This window comes from Streptomyces sp. NPDC024687, assembly GCF_055559055.1.
In genome coordinates this window covers 158,605-173,775 of record NZ_JBVHLJ010000012.1, presented here as the reverse complement: position 1 = coordinate 173,775, position 15,171 = coordinate 158,605, and the positions used below count along the sequence as shown (strand labels likewise).

General features: G+C 70.1%; 18 protein-coding genes and 1 pseudogene. 10 read left to right on the top strand and 9 right to left on the bottom strand.

Features of this window, described 5'->3' with window-relative positions; translation table 11 throughout:
• Positions 1-52 precede the first annotated feature (52 nt).
• The 6 genes and pseudogenes from ACZ39I_RS36095 (at position 53) to ACZ39I_RS36070 (ending at position 3,711) form a co-directional block, all read left to right on the top strand.
• Positions 53-898 (top strand): helix-turn-helix domain-containing protein, encoded by an 846-nt coding sequence (locus tag ACZ39I_RS36095; RefSeq protein ID WP_467249163.1) that lies wholly within the window; start codon positions 53-55, stop codon positions 896-898.
• Positions 898-1,101 (top strand): DUF397 domain-containing protein, encoded by a 204-nt coding sequence (locus ACZ39I_RS36090; protein WP_352391270.1) that lies wholly within the window; start codon positions 898-900, stop codon positions 1,099-1,101. Before ACZ39I_RS36095 ends, ACZ39I_RS36090 begins: the two co-directional genes overlap by 1 nt.
• Positions 1,102-1,113: 12 nt before the next feature.
• On the top strand, positions 1,114-1,302 hold the full coding sequence (locus tag ACZ39I_RS36085; RefSeq protein ID WP_467249151.1) for a hypothetical protein: 189 nt from the start codon (positions 1,114-1,116) through the stop codon (positions 1,300-1,302).
• Between the two features lie 158 nt (positions 1,303-1,460).
• A pseudogene (locus tag ACZ39I_RS36080) lies at positions 1,461-2,458 on the top strand (BtrH N-terminal domain-containing protein).
• Between the two features lie 150 nt (positions 2,459-2,608).
• Entirely contained in the window at positions 2,609-2,911 is a 303-nt protein-coding gene (locus tag ACZ39I_RS36075) for a zinc-ribbon domain-containing protein (protein WP_352391268.1), read from the top strand.
• Between the two features lie 383 nt (positions 2,912-3,294).
• A complete protein-coding gene (locus ACZ39I_RS36070) occupies positions 3,295-3,711 on the top strand; it encodes an SsgA family sporulation/cell division regulator (protein ID WP_467249149.1) in 417 nt (138 codons plus the stop codon).
• Positions 3,712-3,745: 34 nt separating this feature from the next.
• Here the strand turns inward: ACZ39I_RS36070 and ACZ39I_RS36065 are convergent, their stop codons facing one another.
• The gene (locus ACZ39I_RS36065) at positions 3,746-4,288 is read right to left on the bottom strand and encodes an HAD domain-containing protein (protein WP_467249147.1); all 543 of its coding nucleotides are present in this window, start codon (positions 4,286-4,288) and stop codon (positions 3,746-3,748) included.
• Positions 4,285-4,416 carry a GNAT family N-acetyltransferase gene (locus ACZ39I_RS36060; RefSeq protein WP_467249145.1) on the bottom strand — a complete coding sequence of 44 codons (132 nt, stop codon included), beginning with the start codon at positions 4,414-4,416 and terminating at the stop codon, positions 4,285-4,287. Before ACZ39I_RS36060 ends, ACZ39I_RS36065 begins: the two co-directional genes overlap by 4 nt.
• A 176-nt stretch (positions 4,417-4,592) precedes the next feature.
• Between ACZ39I_RS36060 and ACZ39I_RS36055 the strand changes: the two genes are divergently transcribed.
• On the top strand, positions 4,593-4,976 hold the full coding sequence (locus ACZ39I_RS36055) for a hypothetical protein (RefSeq protein ID WP_467249143.1): 384 nt from the start codon (positions 4,593-4,595) through the stop codon (positions 4,974-4,976).
• Positions 4,977-5,011: 35 nt separating this feature from the next.
• Here ACZ39I_RS36055 and ACZ39I_RS36050 read toward each other — a convergent pair whose 3' ends face one another.
• Together ACZ39I_RS36050 and ACZ39I_RS36045 are read right to left on the bottom strand one after the other, a co-directional pair.
• Positions 5,012-5,449 (bottom strand): DUF2267 domain-containing protein, encoded by a 438-nt coding sequence (locus tag ACZ39I_RS36050; protein WP_403652822.1) that lies wholly within the window; start codon positions 5,447-5,449, stop codon positions 5,012-5,014.
• 111 nt (positions 5,450-5,560) lie between these two features.
• Positions 5,561-5,986, bottom strand: coding sequence for an Hsp20/alpha crystallin family protein (locus ACZ39I_RS36045; protein WP_467249141.1), 426 nt, complete (start codon positions 5,984-5,986; stop codon positions 5,561-5,563).
• A 155-nt stretch (positions 5,987-6,141) separates the two neighbouring features.
• Here ACZ39I_RS36045 and ACZ39I_RS36040 point away from each other — a divergent pair, with 155 nt between their 5' ends.
• Complete coding sequence (locus ACZ39I_RS36040) at positions 6,142-6,444, top strand: hypothetical protein (protein WP_467249139.1); 303 nt, start codon at positions 6,142-6,144, stop codon at positions 6,442-6,444.
• A gap of 4 nt (positions 6,445-6,448) precedes the next feature.
• On the opposite strand, the gene ACZ39I_RS36035 is transcribed toward ACZ39I_RS36040, so the two are convergent.
• Positions 6,449-6,820, bottom strand: coding sequence for a VOC family protein (locus ACZ39I_RS36035; protein WP_467249137.1), 372 nt, complete (start codon positions 6,818-6,820; stop codon positions 6,449-6,451).
• Positions 6,821-6,985: 165 nt separating this feature from the next.
• On the opposite strand from ACZ39I_RS36035, the gene ACZ39I_RS36030 reads away from it, so the two are divergent.
• Positions 6,986-8,383, top strand: a complete 1,398-nt coding sequence (locus ACZ39I_RS36030; RefSeq protein ID WP_467249297.1) for an alginate lyase family protein — start codon at positions 6,986-6,988, stop codon at positions 8,381-8,383.
• Between the two features lie 517 nt (positions 8,384-8,900).
• Here ACZ39I_RS36030 and ACZ39I_RS36025 read toward each other — a convergent pair.
• Both ACZ39I_RS36025 and ACZ39I_RS36020 read right to left on the bottom strand, forming a co-directional pair.
• Entirely contained in the window at positions 8,901-10,355 is a 1,455-nt protein-coding gene (locus ACZ39I_RS36025; RefSeq protein WP_467249135.1) for an MFS transporter, read from the bottom strand.
• Between the two features lie 78 nt (positions 10,356-10,433).
• Entirely contained in the window at positions 10,434-11,864 is a 1,431-nt protein-coding gene (locus tag ACZ39I_RS36020; protein WP_467249133.1) for a DUF445 domain-containing protein, read from the bottom strand.
• A gap of 142 nt (positions 11,865-12,006) precedes the next feature.
• On the opposite strand from ACZ39I_RS36020, the gene ACZ39I_RS36015 reads away from it, so the two are divergent.
• Entirely contained in the window at positions 12,007-13,335 is a 1,329-nt protein-coding gene (locus ACZ39I_RS36015; protein WP_467249131.1) for an SGNH/GDSL hydrolase family protein, read from the top strand.
• A gap of 47 nt (positions 13,336-13,382) precedes the next feature.
• On the opposite strand, the gene ACZ39I_RS36010 is transcribed toward ACZ39I_RS36015, so the two are convergent.
• Positions 13,383-14,165, bottom strand: a complete 783-nt coding sequence (locus ACZ39I_RS36010) for a DUF1707 SHOCT-like domain-containing protein (RefSeq protein ID WP_467249129.1) — start codon at positions 14,163-14,165, stop codon at positions 13,383-13,385.
• 33 nt (positions 14,166-14,198) lie between these two features.
• Complete coding sequence (locus tag ACZ39I_RS36005) at positions 14,199-15,170, bottom strand: ABC transporter ATP-binding protein (RefSeq protein ID WP_467249127.1); 972 nt, start codon at positions 15,168-15,170, stop codon at positions 14,199-14,201.
• Position 15,171 lies beyond the last annotated feature (1 nt).

Genomic DNA, 15,171 nt, shown 5'->3' with positions numbered 1-15,171 from the left:
TCCCTCGGGACAACCAGGACGATTCGCTAGATCGACACGAAGGGCCGCAGGCATGGCAGTTGGACCCACGACACGAAGGCGCCAACTCGGCGCCGACCTCCGTCGTCTCCGCGAGCGAACAGGGTTGACCCTCGAAGAGGCAGGCACCCGCGTCGGCATCTCGAAGGCGACCTTGAGCCGCTACGAAACGAAGGAAGGGACCGTCAAGTGGCCGGCCGTTGATGCCCTCTGCCGCGAGTACGGCGCCTCCGACGAGGAACGCCTTGCCCTCGTGGAGCTCGCGAAAGGCGCCAAGATTCAGGGCTGGTGGCGGTCCCTCGACGACCCCATCCCCGAGTCGATGAACCTCATGCTCACGCTTGAGGACGAAGTCGTACGCGAAGACCATTACGCCTGCATGTACATCCCTGGTCTTCTGCAGACCCGCGCCTACGCGGAAGCCGTCCACCGAGCCTCGGAAGTGCAGTGCCCCGAGCGCGAAGTTCAGCACATGGTCGACATCCGCATGAAGCGGCAAGAGCTCCTCGAACGAGAGGAACCCCCGCTGCTGTGGTGCGTGATCGATGAGGCGGCACTACGGCGCCGCGTAGGCGGCCGCGAGGTCATGCGGGACCAGCTCCACCACCTGCTCGCCATGACAGAGCGACCACACGTCACCGTCCAGGTGCTCCCCTTCTCATCTGGCGCACACGCTGCCGCCGTAGGCAGTTTCGCGGTCCTGCGAGGTCCGTCTCCCGAACTGGACGTGGTGTACGTGGACTTGCTCGGTGGTGGCCTCTTCATGGAGAAGCAACGGGAACTGGAGCGTTATAGATTGGCGTTCGAGTACCTCAGCGCGCAGGCGCTCGACCTTGAGTCCTCGGCGGCGGTCATCCGCCGTATAAGCAAGGAGCTTTGATGACGAAGGCACCGACGCACGCGTGGTTCAAGTCCTCCTACAGCGGAGGCAGCGGAACCGAGTGCGTGGAGGCCGCCTTCGTGCAGCCTGAGGTTCTCGTACGGGACTCCAAGGCGCCTGAACGCCCGTATCTCGTCATGTCAGTGGGCGCCTGGTGCGGCTTCCTGTCCGGAGTACGTCGTACCTCCCCTGAGGGCTTCTAGGAGCAGGCGACCGTGAGCGGACCGCAAGCCAAGAAACCCGTGCCCGCGCCCTTGCGAACCATCGGCGATATCCGGGCCGCCCTCCGGTCCGGGCACCGATTCTCCGACGACCAGGCATCGTTCGAAGCGGACCTCCAACGTGCGCTGGAGGCGTCGTCGGAGACGGATCTGAGCGCGGTCGCCTCGGTCATCGTCGGCTAAGAGGCAGGATCCGTCTCTGCCACGACCCTGACTTCGACACGGCGGTACAGGAAGGCATCGATCTCGTGGGGCGCCTGAAGCAGGAGACCGATGAGCGGTGAGTGGCGTCCTCGCGGCAATGATGAACGGGCCGATCGTCCCCACCAGGAGAACACCCCGTGACCACCGTGAACGGCATCGACGCCCGCGCCACACACCACTGCGAAACCACCACCCTCGGCGTCCTCCTCCGCCACCAAGGCATCGACCTCTCCGAGCCCATGCTCTTCGGGCTCGGTCGTGGGCTCTCCTTCGTCTACTGGGACAGCAAGCACATGCCGTTCCCGTTCCTCGGGGGACGGGTGAAACCGTTCGAGCTGACCCGGAATCTGGCCGAGACACTCGGGCTGGAGCTCGTGGTTCGGGAGACCTCCTCGCCACGGAAGGCGTGGGCGAACGTGGTGGAGGTGATTGATGCCGGGCGGCCCGTGGGGCTGCAGCTGGACAGTTATCACCTGGACTACTTCGGGGCGAAGGTGCACTTCGGGGGGCATGTCGTCGCGATGTACGGCTACGACGACCGGGTGGCCCACCTCGTTGACACCGGGCAGCAGGGCGGAGCGGTGTCCACCGGGCTGGACAGTCTCGCGCGGGCCAGGGCCGCGCGGGGACCGATGACCGCCAGGCACCGGTCGTTCACCCTCACCGCGCGGCAGGACCTGCCCGCTCCTGAGGAGAGGGTCGTTTCCGCGATCACCGGCTGTGCGGACGCGTTCCTCGACCCGCCCATCGCCAACCTGGGTCACCGTGGCATCGAGAAGAGCGGCAAGCTGGTCCGCACCTGGCTGCGGCGGAGCGAGGACCCGCGGCGGGACCTGCCGCAGGTCGCCCTGCTGATGGAGAAGGCCGGTACGGGCGGCGCCCTGTTCCGTAACCTCTACCGCGACTTCCTCGCGGAGTGCGCCGAACTGCTCGACAGTGACCACCTGCGCACCGGACACCGGCTGTACGCCGAGGCCGCCGCCCTGTGGACCCAGGTCTCGGCGCTGATCACCCGGGCCGGTGAGTCGGGCGAGGAGCAGTACTCGTACAGGCGGGCGCCACGCTCCTCGAACCGTCACGCATCGAGCGTGAGGCCATGGAGGCGCTGAGCCGGCTGGGGGGCGAGGGGGCCTGAACCGCAGGTCCGGATCCGGATCCGGATGCGGATGCGGATGCCCTCCTTGGCCGGTCGCTCCAGCCGACCTTCTTGGACCGCGCGACCAGGCGTGTCATGGACTACGGGGATACTGCCTCTCAAGCAACGACCCCGGAAGGCGACGACACCATGCTCATCCTCTTTGGCACCAAGGGATACCTGTACCAGCTCGCGATACTCACCATGGTGTGCGGGCGCTGCGGGAATCCGGCCGCGCACACCCTGCGCAAGCGCGTCACGAAGTTCACGCTGTTCTTCGTGCCGCTGTTCCCGATCTCCACCAAGTACGCGACGCAGTGCACCTTCTGCGGTGCGGAGAACAAAGTGACCTCGCAGGAGGCGGAGCAGCTTCAGGCGCAGGCAGCCGCCGGGGGTGGGCAGGGGGGCCAGGTGTCCGGCGGACAGGCCCCGCAGCAGCCGTACCACCAGTAAGGGAGTACGGCGGTACGGGTGCGGGTGAGCTTGCGGGCGCCCCGCCGTAGAAGCCGATCTCCTGCGAGCGGGGCGGCGGGGGTGTGTCCGGGCGCCTGACGGGACCTGGGCCACGCCCCGATCGATGAGCTCGAAGCCGTCGACGAAGCGCTCGGCGTCGATGTCGATCTCCTCGGCGCGGCAGTCGTCGCCGGTGATGGGCGGCTCCGGGCGTCCGGTGCGGGCGGGGTCTTTCGAGACCCATTCACTCCGACCGTCCGACCGTGACGCAGATCACAGCATTGAACTCCGGCCTTCGCGTCATCAATGGGCACTTCCGCGGTTCGAGAGGGCAATCGATACACAACCGCCCCCGCCTCGCAGCCGATCCGGAGACCCCGCTCATGCGCCTCACCACCCTGCAACAGACCGTCCGCGCCCGCCTGATCACCCCCGGCCACCCCGAACTCCCGTTGCGCCCCACGCTGCGCTACGACGCCGCCGATCCGTTCGCCGTGCACATCGACTTTCCCGCGCAGGTCTCGGCCGACGGTCAGGGCGTGACGTGGATGTTCGCGCGGACGCTGCTGGAGGAGGGGCTCGGGAGACCCGCCGGGGAGGGGGACGTACGGATACGGCCGCAGGGCTGGGCCCGGACCGTCATCGAGTTCCGCTCACCGCTGGGCCTCGCCGTGATCCGCTTCGGCACGGCCGGCATCCGCCGCTTCCTGCTGCGCTCCTACGACGTCGTCGAGATGGGCGCCGAGAACGTGGGCCCCTACCTCGACCACGGGCTCGCTTCGCTGCTCGACGAGGTGTGAGGCGGCGCGGGTAACGGCGGTCGGCCGGACCGCGTCACAGCCCTCGCGCGAACTCCGCCACCGTCTCGAAGTCGCCTTCGCGCAGCCCCACCCGGGGATCCACTCGATGCAGCAGAGCCGGACCGTCATGGTGAGCGGCCACGAACTCCCGGTCCCGGTCGTCGATTTCGTCGTCGAGCCAGACGAAGGGACGGCCGCCGGCGTGGGTGACGAGGTGGTGGGTCTTCCAGAACGTGCCGGTCGGGCCTGGGGTGAGGGTCGTGGGCCAGTCGACGACGGGGAGGTCCGGGAGGCCGAGGACGGGGGCGATGAAGGTGTTCGCCTCGTGGCGCCACATGGTTGCCCAGACGAGTTCGTAGCGGTCCGCCAGGGCCAGCAGCGCGGGTCCGTGGCCGGGGTTGAGCCAGACACGCAGGGGCTTGACGGCGGACGGGGGCAGGCCGGGGTGCTGGGCGATCCAGCCCTCGGGCTTCATGCGGTGAGTGGTGTAGCCCTCGGGGCGGCGTTCGGGCCGGGCGGCGTAGGGGTTCAGGGGGCCGTCGACGTCCAGGTAGAGGAGAGCGCGGCCGGCGTTCACGGCTGCGCGCCGCCGGCGAGGAAGCGCATCACCTCGGGGTCGCCGTCCAGGGCCACGAGATGGTCGAGGTCAGCCTCGGTGAACGCCCGCAGCCGCAACCGTTCGGTCTCCAGGAAGACGTACGCCATCGGCCCCTCCTCATCGTGTGAGGGAAGACTCGCCCGCCCGCTCGCTTCGCGCCAGCCGTTTTCCACTACCAGTCTGTGACAGCCCTGTTGCCGGAGGTGTGGGATCCGTCACAGCCGTACGCCTCCCGTGCTGCTGAACTCGGCGGACCCGGAAACGAGGCAGTCAGGGGGCCGGGATGTCGTCGTCGTTGATTCCGCGTCTGCGCGGCACCGCCGTGCTCGCGATGAGCGGGGCGGTCGCCGTGTACGTGTGGGGGCTGCTGCATCTGGCCGGGGCGTTCCTGGAGGCGGAGGACGGCGGCACGGGCTCGGCGCCGATCCCCCCGTGCCGCGGGGACGACCGGGTCGTCCATGTCATCGACTACTCGGTGGGCTTCTTCCCCCTCTCGTTCGACTGCGAGATGACGGGCGGCGGCAGCTACACCGCCGACGTGATTCCCGCCTACGTCAATCCCGCCGCCGTGGGCCTCGCCCTCGCCGCAGTCGGCTGTGTCGTCTGCGCCGGTTATGTGACGGAGCTGAGGCTGCGGGCCGAGGCGCGGAAGGGCGAAGCCCTCTAGACGGGGCGGGCGGGGGCGTCAGGCCGCTGCGGGGCTCAGGCCGCTGCGGGGGTCAGTTCCGCCTTGCCGAACAACAGGGCGTAACCGGAGGGCAGTCGGTCCAGAACGCGGTCCACGAGCTCGTCGCCCACCAGCTCCGGCAGCACGCTCAGGACCGAGCTGACGTCCCAGCGGGCCGTCGCCGGGGTCGCGCCCTCGATGCGGCCGGCCACGGCGTCCACGAACTCCGGTGCCGTCAGGGGCCTGTTGAGCGGGATCCGGGAGGCGACAAGCCTGGCGGCCTCCTCGGGCAGGGCCCGGGCGAGGTCGACACGTTCGTCGCCGGTGACATGGCCGCCGAGGGTGGACAGGACGACGCGGACGACACGTTCCGCCTCCGCCGTGGTCGCGTACTGTCCGGCCTCGCGCACGGCGTCGACGAGGTCGCTCCACCGTGCCGTTCTGGTCGCTCGATCCGCGCTGAGTGCGCTCATGTACGGGTCTCCTGGGGGTCGTTGCGCCCCGCGGGCGGACCTGCCGCTCCGCGGGAGCGCCACTGCCTTGCCTGTTCTTCGAGGCCTTGCCTGTTCTTCGAGCCGCCGCGGTCAGCGGCTGATCTCCTTGCGGCCGCTGTCGCCGCCCGTGATCTGGATCCGGCGCGGCTTGGCCTGCTCGGCCACCGGGATGCGCAGGGTGAGGACGCCGACGTCGTACGAGGCGTCGATACGTTCCGTGTCGAGGGTGTCGCCGAGGAAGAGCTGACGGGTGAACGAGCCCGTGGGGCGTTCGGCGACGATCATCTCCGCGCCCTCGGGGGCGGGGACGCGGCGCTCGGCGCGGACGTTCAGGACGTTGCGTTCGACGTCCAACTCGATCGTCTCGGGGTCGACGCCGGGGAGGTCGAAGTGGACGACGAACTCGTCCCCCGACCGGTACGCGTCCATCGCCATCGCGGCGGGACGGGCGGTGGAACCGAGAACCTGCTGCGCGAGCCGGTCGAACTCGCGGAAGGGGTCGGTACGCATGAGCATCACAGTCCATCTCCTTTCCACAGACTCCGTGGGTGCGATGCCCTATGCCTTCTTATATAGCTCGCGACCAGGAAACTTGACAAGCCCCGACTCAGGTTAGTTTCGGGGCGCCGGTCCGGAGTTAGCCTCGGGACACATCGACCGAGGAGGCAGGCATGGCGAAGGTTCCCAGCGCGGTGATCGCTGCGGGCGGGCTCGTCGGCGGGTACGGCGTGGCCCGCTGGACGAAGAAGCGGCCGCTGGGCGGGGCGGTACTGGCCGTCGCCGGGGCCGCGGCGGCCCGGCAGTGGCGGGAGCGGGCCGGCGGGAAGGCGGCCGGAGCACTGTCGGCCGCGTACGTGGCCGCCTTCGCGGGGTCCCACCCGCTGGCCAAGAAAGTGGGCGCGTGGCCCGCGGTGTTCGGCGTGGCGGGCGCGGTGGCCCTGGCGTCGTGGGCGGTCGCGGACCGCGACGCCTGAGAGGTCAGCGGCGTTCGCCGCCCCGGTGGGTCAGCACATTGACCACCTGGCCGTTCGGATCCCGGACGAAGAAGCGCCGTACGCCCCACTCCTCGTCCCGCAGCTCCCGTACGACCTCCGCGCCCGACGCCACGACCTGTGCGTACACGGCGTCGACGTCCTCGACCTCCACGCTCAGGTCGGGGACGACCGGCGCGGTGCGCTCCTCCGTGAGGAAGCTGATCTGCGCGGTCGGGTTGGCGGGCGAAGCCAGCGTCACGACCCACCCCATGTCCATGACCTCCTCGAAGCCCAGCAGGCCGTAGAAGTCACGGTTGGCGGTCAGGGCCTCCCCGGACTCGACGTGGATGTCGGGCATGATCCTGCGGATGCTCACGGGCACGGTTCCCTTCTGTTGCCTTTTCTGTCATCGGCGCTCTGTCATCGGCGTTCTGCCATCTGCTTTCTGTTATCGACAGTCCCACCCTCGCGTCTCCTGACCGTCCCAGCCACCGGCACGCGAGGAATGACGTCCGTGACTTCACAGATCAGCCGCCGCAGCATGCTCAAGGCGGCGGGAGCCGCGGGTGTCGCGGTGACCGCCGCGACGGCCCTGCCCGCCACCGCGGCCGCCGCCGACGCCGCCTTCGCGCACCCCGGCCTGCTGCACACCGGGGCCGACCTCGCCCGCATGGCCGCCAAGGTGAAGGCGGGCGCCGCGCCCTACACGGCCGGTTTCGCCAAGCTGACCGCCAATCGCCATGCGCAGAGCGGCTGGACGCCCAACCCGCAGGCCACGGTGTACCGGGGCTCGGGCTCCCCCCAGAACTACGCGATCCTCTACAACGACATCCACGCCGCCTACCAGAACGCCCTCCGGTACCACGTCAGCGGCGACAGCGCGCACGCCGACACGGCCGTGGCGATCCTGAACGCCTGGTCGGCGAAGCTGACCTCCGTCGAAGGCACCGCGGACCGCTTCCTCGCCGCCGGACTCTACGGCTACCAGTTCGCCAACGCCGCCGAACTGGTCCGCGACCACCCGGACTTCGACCTCGCCCGCTTCCAGGAACTGCTCTCCAAAGTCTTCGCCCCGCTCAGCGACGACTTCCTGGTCCGGCACAACGGGGCCGTCGTCACCAACTACTGGACCAACTGGGACCTCGCCGCCATGGCCTGCGTCCTGGCCACGGGCATCTTCTGCGACGACAGCTCCCAAGTCGCCCGCGCGGTCGACTACTTCAAGCACGGCGAGGGCCTCGGCGCCATCGAGCACGCCATCCCCGTCGTGTACGACGACGGCCTCGCCGAGTGGCTGGAGGCGGGCCGGGACCAGGGGCACGCGCTCCTCGGTGTCGGCCTGATGGGCACGTTCTGCGAGATGGCCTGGAACCAGGGGTACGACCTGTACGGCTACGACGACAACCGGTTCCTCAAGGGGGCCCAGTACGTGGCGAAGTGGAGCATGGGAGGGGACGTCTCCTACACGGCGAACACCCGCGCGAAGGGTGCGATCGGAGGGTGGTCCGGTCGGGAGACGGCGTCCGCGGCGGCCGGCGTCGACCCCGCGACGACCCGCCCCATCTGGGCCATGATCGCCAACCACTACACGAAACGCCGGGCCCTTCCGGCGTCGTACGTCACCCGCATCGCGACGAGGTCCGCGCCGGAGGGGGGCGGCGGGGACTACGGCCCCAACAGCGGCGGCTACGACCAACTGGGCTTCGGCACGCTGGCGTTCACGCGGGACCGGGTGTCGGGGGCGGGGGGTTCTGCCATCCCTACGCCCGGCGCGGCCGCTTCCCCGAACTCCGGCACACGTCCCCAGACGGGGCCCACGGCCGACCAGGACCTCGCGGCCACCGGTTCCGACGACATCGTCGGCTGGTCCGCCGCCGCGGGGATCACTGCGGTGGCGGGGGGACTGCTTTTGCTGCGGCGGCGCGGGCGGACGGAGTAAGGCTGCGGGCCGGTGGGGGCTGGTCGCGCAGTTCCCCGCGGTGCCGCTGCGCTGGGCTTGGACGGGGCGCCTATCGGGGTGCCGGGTCAGGTTTTCGGGCGGCTAGCGGCCGGTGGGGGCTGGTCGCGCAGTTCCCCGCGCCCCTAGGGGGTTGCGGTCACCCGCGTTACGACGGACCGTTCGCCGGAGTGGGTTGTCGGGCGCCCGCGGGCCGGTGGGGGCTGGTCGCGCAGTTCCCCGCGCCCCTGGGTGGGACTCGTGCACCCGCGTACGGCGGCGAGGGGACGGGGTGGGGGGTGTCCGCCCGCAGCGGCCGGCGTCCGTTACCGAGCACCGCCAAAGCAGCCGAGCCGCCGGACCGAGGACGGACACCCCCCACCCCGGCACCGACCCACCCACCGGACCGCACGCGCTACGCACACCCCCACCGGAGCCAAGCAGGCCGCCGCAGGCATCCAGGGGCGCGGGGAACTGCGCACAACGCCCGCCCCCACCGAACCCGCACACGCAACCCCCCTCACGCAGCAGTCAACGGCTTCGCGATGTCCTCCAGCGACCGCCCCTCCGCCCGCACCGCCAGGAACGCCGCCACCAGACCCGCCGCACACATCAGCCCGGCCCCGATCTGGAAGGCAAGCACCGTGTCACCGACCTTGCCCGTGCTCGTCAGGTCGGCGAACAGCAGCGGTCCGCTGATGCCGCCCGCCGCCGTACCCAGCGCGTAGAAGAACGCGATCGACAACGCCCGCGTCTCCATCGGGAACACCTCGGACACCGTGAGGTAGGCACTGGACGCACCCGCCGAGGCGAAGAACAGCACCGCACACCAGCACGCCGTCAACGTGCCCGCACTCAAGGAACCCTGGTCGAACAACCACGCCGTCCCGAACAGCAGCAGCCCCGACAGCAGATACGTCGACGAGATCATCACCCGCCGTCCCACCGTGTCGAACAGCTTCCCCAGCAGCAGCGGCCCGAAGAAGTTGCCGATCGCGATGACCGCGAAGTAGTACCCGGTGTCCCCCGTCGGCACGTCGAAGAACGTCGTGAGGATCGCCCCGAACCCGAACGTGATCGCGTTGTAGAGGAAGGCCTGGCCGATGAAGAGCGAGAACCCCAGGATCGACCGGCGCCGGTAGTCCGAGAACACCGTCCGCGCGATCTCCACGAACGTCACGCTCCGCCGCTGATGGATCGTGATCTCACCCTCGGGCCGCGGCAACCGCTCGCCGCCCCTCTCCTCCTCGACCCGCTCCTCGATCGAGGAGACGATCCGTTCCGCCTCCTCGTCCCGCCCGTGGATCAGCAGCCACCGTGGACTCTCCGGCACATGCCGCCGCACCAGCAGGATCACGAAGGCCAGCACCGCCCCCAGCGCGAACGTCAGCCGCCACCCCACGTCCTTCGCGAAGATGTCCGTGTTCAGCGCGACGATCGACAGCAGGGAGCCGCCCACCGCTCCCAGCCAGAAACTCCCGTTGATCATCAGGTCGACCCGGCCCCGGTACTGCGCCGGGATCAGCTCGTCGATCGCGGAGTTGATCGCCGCGTACTCGCCGCCGATCCCGAACCCGGTCAGAAACCGGAACAGGAAGAACCACCAGGAGTCGAAGGACACCGCCGTCAGCGCCGTGGCCGCCAGATACACCGCCAGCGTGATCATGAACAGCTTCTTGCGGCCCCACTTGTCCGTCAGCCGCCCCCAGAACAGGGCCCCCACACACGCGCCCGCCACATACAGCGCCGCCGCGATACCGGTGACCTGCCCGGAGGAGATGGACAGCCCGCTTCCCGGCTCCGAGAGCCGGCTCGCGATGTTGCCGACGACCGTGACCTCGAGGCCGTCGAGGATCCACACGGTGCCGAGTCCGATGACGATCGTCCAGTGCCAGCGGGACCAGGGAAGCCGGTCGAGTCTGGCGGGGATGTCGGTCGTCAGGGTGCGGCCGGTATCGGCCTGGGCTGTGGTCACGGAAGGGCTCCCTCCCCCTCGGGCGATCGTCGGGCGATCGTCGAACGAACGCCAAGCGGGTGCCCGCGACCAGTCCGGCTACGCCCCCAGCGCCCGCGACACCGTATAGATCAACAAGCCCGCGAGCGACCCCACCACCGTGCCGTTGATCCGGATGAACTGAAGGTCGCGGCCGATGTTCGCCTCGATCTTCCGGGTCGTGTGCTCGGCGTCCCAGCCGGCCACCGTGTCCGTGATCAGGGAGGTGATCTCGCGCCGGTAGGTGGTGACCACGTACACCGCGGCTCCCTCCACCCAGCCGTCGACCTTCGCCTGCACCTTGGGGTCGACGGCCATCCGCGCCCCCAGCGACAGCAGCGACGCGCGCACCCGCAGCCGCAGCTCACTGCGCTCGTCCTCGGCGGCGGAGACGATCATCGACCGTACGGCGGTCCAGGCGGAGGCGATCAGGTCCTGGACCTCGCCGCGGCCCAGCACCTCGCCCTTGAGCCGCTCGACACGCGCGCGGGTGTCCGTGTCGGACTGCAGGTCGTTGGCGAAGTCCGTCAGGAACCGGTCGAGGGCTCCGCGCGCCGGATGGGACGGCATGTCCCGCATCTCGGTCGCGAACCGCAGCAGCTCCTTGTAGACCCGCTCGCCGACCTTCTTGTCGACGAAACGCGGGGTCCAGCCGGGCGCGCCCCCCTGCACCGCGTCCATGACCTGCTCGTCGTGGAGCACTAGCCAGTCGTGGGCCCGTGCCACCACCAGGTCGACGACCCGCCGGTGCCCGCCGTCGGCGACGACCTTGTCCAGCATCTTCCCGATGCCGGGCGCGATCTCCTGGGCGTCGGCCCGCCGGGTGATCGCCTCGCCGACCACGGCCTGGACGTCGGAGTCCCGCAGGACGGTCAGGGCACCCCGGAGCGCGGCCGACAGCTCCGCGGTGACCCGGTCGGCGTGCTCGGGGTCGGCGAGCCAGGTGCCCAGCCGGCTGCCGATGCCCACGGCCCGCAGCCGCTGTCGTACGACGTCCTCCGAGAGGAAGTTCTCGCCGACGAACTCGCCCAGTGACACCCCCAGCTGGTCCTTCTTGGTGGGGATGATCGCGGTGTGCGGGATGGGCAGGCCGAGGGGGTGGCGGAAGAGGGCGGTGACCGCGAACCAGTCGGCGAGCGCGCCCACCATGCCGGCCTCGGCGGCCGCGGCGACATAGCCGGCCCAGGGGCCCGCCCCGGAGTTGTGCGCCCACGTGGCCAGCACGAACACCACCGCCACGAACAGCAGCAGCCCGGTCGCGGTGAGCTTCATGCGTCGCACCCCGCGCTGTTTCTCCAGGTCCGCGGCGCTGAAGGTGGTCATCGCACGTACGGCCGCGGCGGGCGCGGAACGGCCCGGGGACGTCACGCCCCCGCCCCCTCGGGCCGGCCGCTCCACGTCAGACGGTTCCGCTTCCTCAGATTTCGTGCGTTCCATCCGCTCCACCCGTTCGGTGATCCCCCACACATTGTCCCTTCCTGACCGACTCATGGAACAGAACAGGAGTTCCCGGCGTCAGTCCGGATGAGGGAATCGGTAGGGGGTCTCGTCACTTCTCCCCCGGTTTATGCCTCATCATGAGTTGATCAGATCGGAGCCCCGGGCTCCCATCGCCCTAGGAGAACAAGTCCGCATGACTCGGCGTCATGGTTACGCCCTGCTGACCGCGATCGTCGCCCTGATCGTGGCCCTGTCCACCGCCATCTACGTAGGAGTGGCGGCCGACACCGGCACCTCGGACCAGACCGCGCTGTCCGGCTCACCCGCACGCCCGTCCGCCGCGCCCGTGTCCGCCGGGGTCTGGGTCGGCAGCTGGTCCGCCTCCCCGGTCGGCGCCGAGCCCGGCACCGAGGCCGAGGGCATGACCGGCCGTTCCGTCCGCAACGTCGTCCACGCCGGCGTCGGCGGTACGAGTGCCCGTATCACGCTGTCCAATCTCTACGGCCGGACCCCGCTGACCATCACGCACGCCTCCCTCGCGCTCGCCGCCGGCCCGCGGACCGCCGCGGCGCAGGCGGGGACCACGCGGCGGCTCACGTTCGCCGGCACCACCACGGTCGTCATCGCGGCGGGCGGACAGGTGCTCAGCGACGCCGTCGCCCTGGCCGTCCCGACGGGCGGCGACGTCCTCGTCACCACCTACTCGCCCACCCTGTCCGGCCCGGTCACCTCCCACCCGACGGCCCGCCAGACCTCGTACGCCGGTCCGGGCGACCTCACCGAGGACGAGACCGGGACGGGGTACACCGAGCAGGTGGACCGCTGGCGGTACCTCACCGCGCTGGACGTGCTCGGCGACGAGGCCGACGGGACGGTGGTCGCCTTCGGTGACTCGCTGACCGACGGCAAGAACTCCACCCTCGACGCGAACGCCCGCTGGCCGGACTTCCTGAACCGGCGCCTGCGCACCGCGCTCGCCGCCGGCCGGGATCTGCCCCGCTACAGCGTCGTCAACGCCGGGATCGGCGGCAACCGGGTCCTCGCGGACGCCCGGGGCCGCATGGAGAACCAGGCCGGCATCCGCCGCTTCCGACGGGACGTGCTCGACCGCCCCAACGTCAAGATCGTCGTCATCGACCTCGGCATCAACGACATCCTCCGCACCCCGGGCACCGTCGACTCCGGCAAGCTCCTGGCCGGCCTGCGCGACCTGGTCCGCCAGGCCCACGCCCGCGGCATCAAGGTCGTCGGCGCGACGCTCATGCCCGTCGGCACCCGCGCCACCTGGACCGAGGCCCGCGAAGAGGTCCGCCAGACCGTCAACGCGGAGATCCGTGCGGGCAGGGTCTACGACGCGGTGATCGACTTCGACAAGGCGCTGAGGGATCCCTACAACCCCCTCGGGCTCCGCGCGATGTACGACTCGGGGGACCGCCTCCACCCCAACGACAAGGGGTACGAGCGGATGGCGGACACCTTCGACCTGGCCTACCTGAAGGGGTCCACGGCGGCACGGCTGTAGCTGCTGGCCGGTGGGGGCCGGTCGCCGCAACGGCCCCCACCGACCGCTCAGTCCTCGCGTCGCCGGCGTCGTTCCCGCATCAGGCCGTGCTGATCCCCGATCATCCGCCGATGCGCATCGCGCGCATCCTCCCGGACCGACTCCCTCAGCTCCCGGACGGCCTCCCGGCGCTCCAGCCGGTGCTGCCGCCGCTCGTCCCGGAGCCGCTGCCGCTCGGCCCTCGTCACCTTCCGCTCGACGCCGACGCCGCCCCAGAACGCGAACCCGGTCACGACCACCCGAGGTGCCCCCGGCTCCCCCGGGACGCCCTCCTCGCGGTGGTCGAACCCGCCCATGATCCCGATCCCGCGCACCACGACCTCGACCCCCGGCGGTACGACGACCTGCATCCCGCCCATGATCGCGACACAGTTGATCTCGACCTCGCCGTCGGCGAAGTTCGCCTCCCGCAGATCGATCTCCCCGCCGCCCCAGAAGGCGAAGCAGTTGAACCGCCGGGGCACGGTCCACCGCCCCTTGCGCTGGAACCCGGACATCACGGCGACGGCCCACGTGGACGAGCCCTCGCCGCCGACGATCCGGGACGCCCAACTCCCGTCCGGCTCGGGCCGCTTCAGCATGTCGACCTTGGGAGCGGTCACGCCGCCGACCGGCAGGTCACGGGTGATCGGCGCGAGCTCGCCGTACGTCCGCGCCTTGTAGGTCGCGTCCAGTCGCTCCTCGAACTCCTCCATGTCGAGCCGCCCCTCCGCGAGGGCGTCCCGCAGGACCTCGGAGACTCGCTCACGATCGGCGTCTGAAGCCCGGAGTTCCGGGAGTTCGTCGGTCATGTACAGCAGCCTACGAGCTAGCTCACCCCACGGCTACGACACCGCTTTCTCCGCTTCTCCCGCGTACATCTTCGCGATCACCGCCTCGATGTCCGGCTCCCGCACCGACAGATCCACCAGCGGGTACTCCGCCGCGACCCGCGCCACCAGCGCCGCCGCCGACTCGGACGCCGGGAACGCCAGCCACTGCCGCGGCCCCTGCACCTTCACCACGCGCGCGCCCGGCGCCTGGATCGGCGGCAACTCCCGCTCCAGGTCCACCACAAGCGTGCGCTCGCTCTCGCCCACCTCGTGGAGGCCGACGAGGGGACCGTCGTACATCAGGCGCCCGTGGTCGATGACCATCACGCGTGAGCAGAGTTGCTCGATGTCCTGGAGGTCGTGGGTGGTCAGCAGGACCGTCGTGCCGCGCTCGGTGTTCAACTCCCGCAGGAATCCCCGCACCTTGGCCTTGGAGATGACGTCGAGTCCGATGGTCGGCTCGTCCAGGTACAGCACCTCCGGGTCGTGCAGGAGTGCTGCCGCGATGTCCCCCCGCATCCGCTGGCCCAGGGACAGTTGGCGTACCGGGACGTCCAACAGGTCGGCCAGTTCGAGAAGTTCGACGCAGCGGTCGAGGTTCTCGCGGTAACGGGCGTCCGGGATGCGGTACATGCGGTGCATCAGCTTGTAGGAGTCGATCAGTGGGAGGTCCCACCACAGGGTCGTGCGCTGGCCGAAGACCACGCCGATGCGGTGGGCGAGCTTCGTCCGCTCCCGGGACGGGTCGATCCCCGCCACCCGCAGCCGACCACCGCTCGGCGTCAGGATGCCCGTCAGCATCTTGATCGTCGTCGACTTGCCGGCACCGTTCGGACCGATGTAGCCGACCATCTCACCGCGCGCCACGGTGAAGGAGATCGAGTCGACCGCCCGCACCTGGCGCCGCTCCCGTTTCAGGAAGCCGGTCTTCTTGCGCACGTCGAAGACCTTCTCGACGTGGTCCAGTTCAATGAACGTGTCCATC

Coding starts and splice junctions, on each gene's coding strand:
- ACZ39I_RS36045 (WP_467249141.1), bottom strand. CDS start 5,986: ATGCTCATGCGTACCGACCCCTTCCGCGAGTTCGACCGGCTCGCGCAG.
- ACZ39I_RS36010 (WP_467249129.1), bottom strand. CDS start 14,165: ATGACCGACGAACTCCCGGAACTCCGGGCTTCAGACGCCGATCGTGAG.
- ACZ39I_RS36075 (WP_352391268.1), top strand. CDS start 2,609: ATGCTCATCCTCTTTGGCACCAAGGGATACCTGTACCAGCTCGCGATA.
- ACZ39I_RS36095 (WP_467249163.1), top strand. CDS start 53: ATGGCAGTTGGACCCACGACACGAAGGCGCCAACTCGGCGCCGACCTC.
- ACZ39I_RS36020 (WP_467249133.1), bottom strand. CDS start 11,864: ATGAGTCGGTCAGGAAGGGACAATGTGTGGGGGATCACCGAACGGGTG.
- ACZ39I_RS36005 (WP_467249127.1), bottom strand. CDS start 15,170: ATGGACACGTTCATTGAACTGGACCACGTCGAGAAGGTCTTCGACGTG.
- ACZ39I_RS36040 (WP_467249139.1), top strand. CDS start 6,142: ATGGCGAAGGTTCCCAGCGCGGTGATCGCTGCGGGCGGGCTCGTCGGC.
- ACZ39I_RS36055 (WP_467249143.1), top strand. CDS start 4,593: ATGTCGTCGTCGTTGATTCCGCGTCTGCGCGGCACCGCCGTGCTCGCG.
- ACZ39I_RS36070 (WP_467249149.1), top strand. CDS start 3,295: ATGCGCCTCACCACCCTGCAACAGACCGTCCGCGCCCGCCTGATCACC.
- ACZ39I_RS36015 (WP_467249131.1), top strand. CDS start 12,007: ATGACTCGGCGTCATGGTTACGCCCTGCTGACCGCGATCGTCGCCCTG.
- ACZ39I_RS36090 (WP_352391270.1), top strand. CDS start 898: ATGACGAAGGCACCGACGCACGCGTGGTTCAAGTCCTCCTACAGCGGA.
- ACZ39I_RS36030 (WP_467249297.1), top strand. CDS start 6,986: ATGCTCAAGGCGGCGGGAGCCGCGGGTGTCGCGGTGACCGCCGCGACG.
- ACZ39I_RS36060 (WP_467249145.1), bottom strand. CDS start 4,416: ATGGCGTACGTCTTCCTGGAGACCGAACGGTTGCGGCTGCGGGCGTTC.
- ACZ39I_RS36050 (WP_403652822.1), bottom strand. CDS start 5,449: ATGAGCGCACTCAGCGCGGATCGAGCGACCAGAACGGCACGGTGGAGC.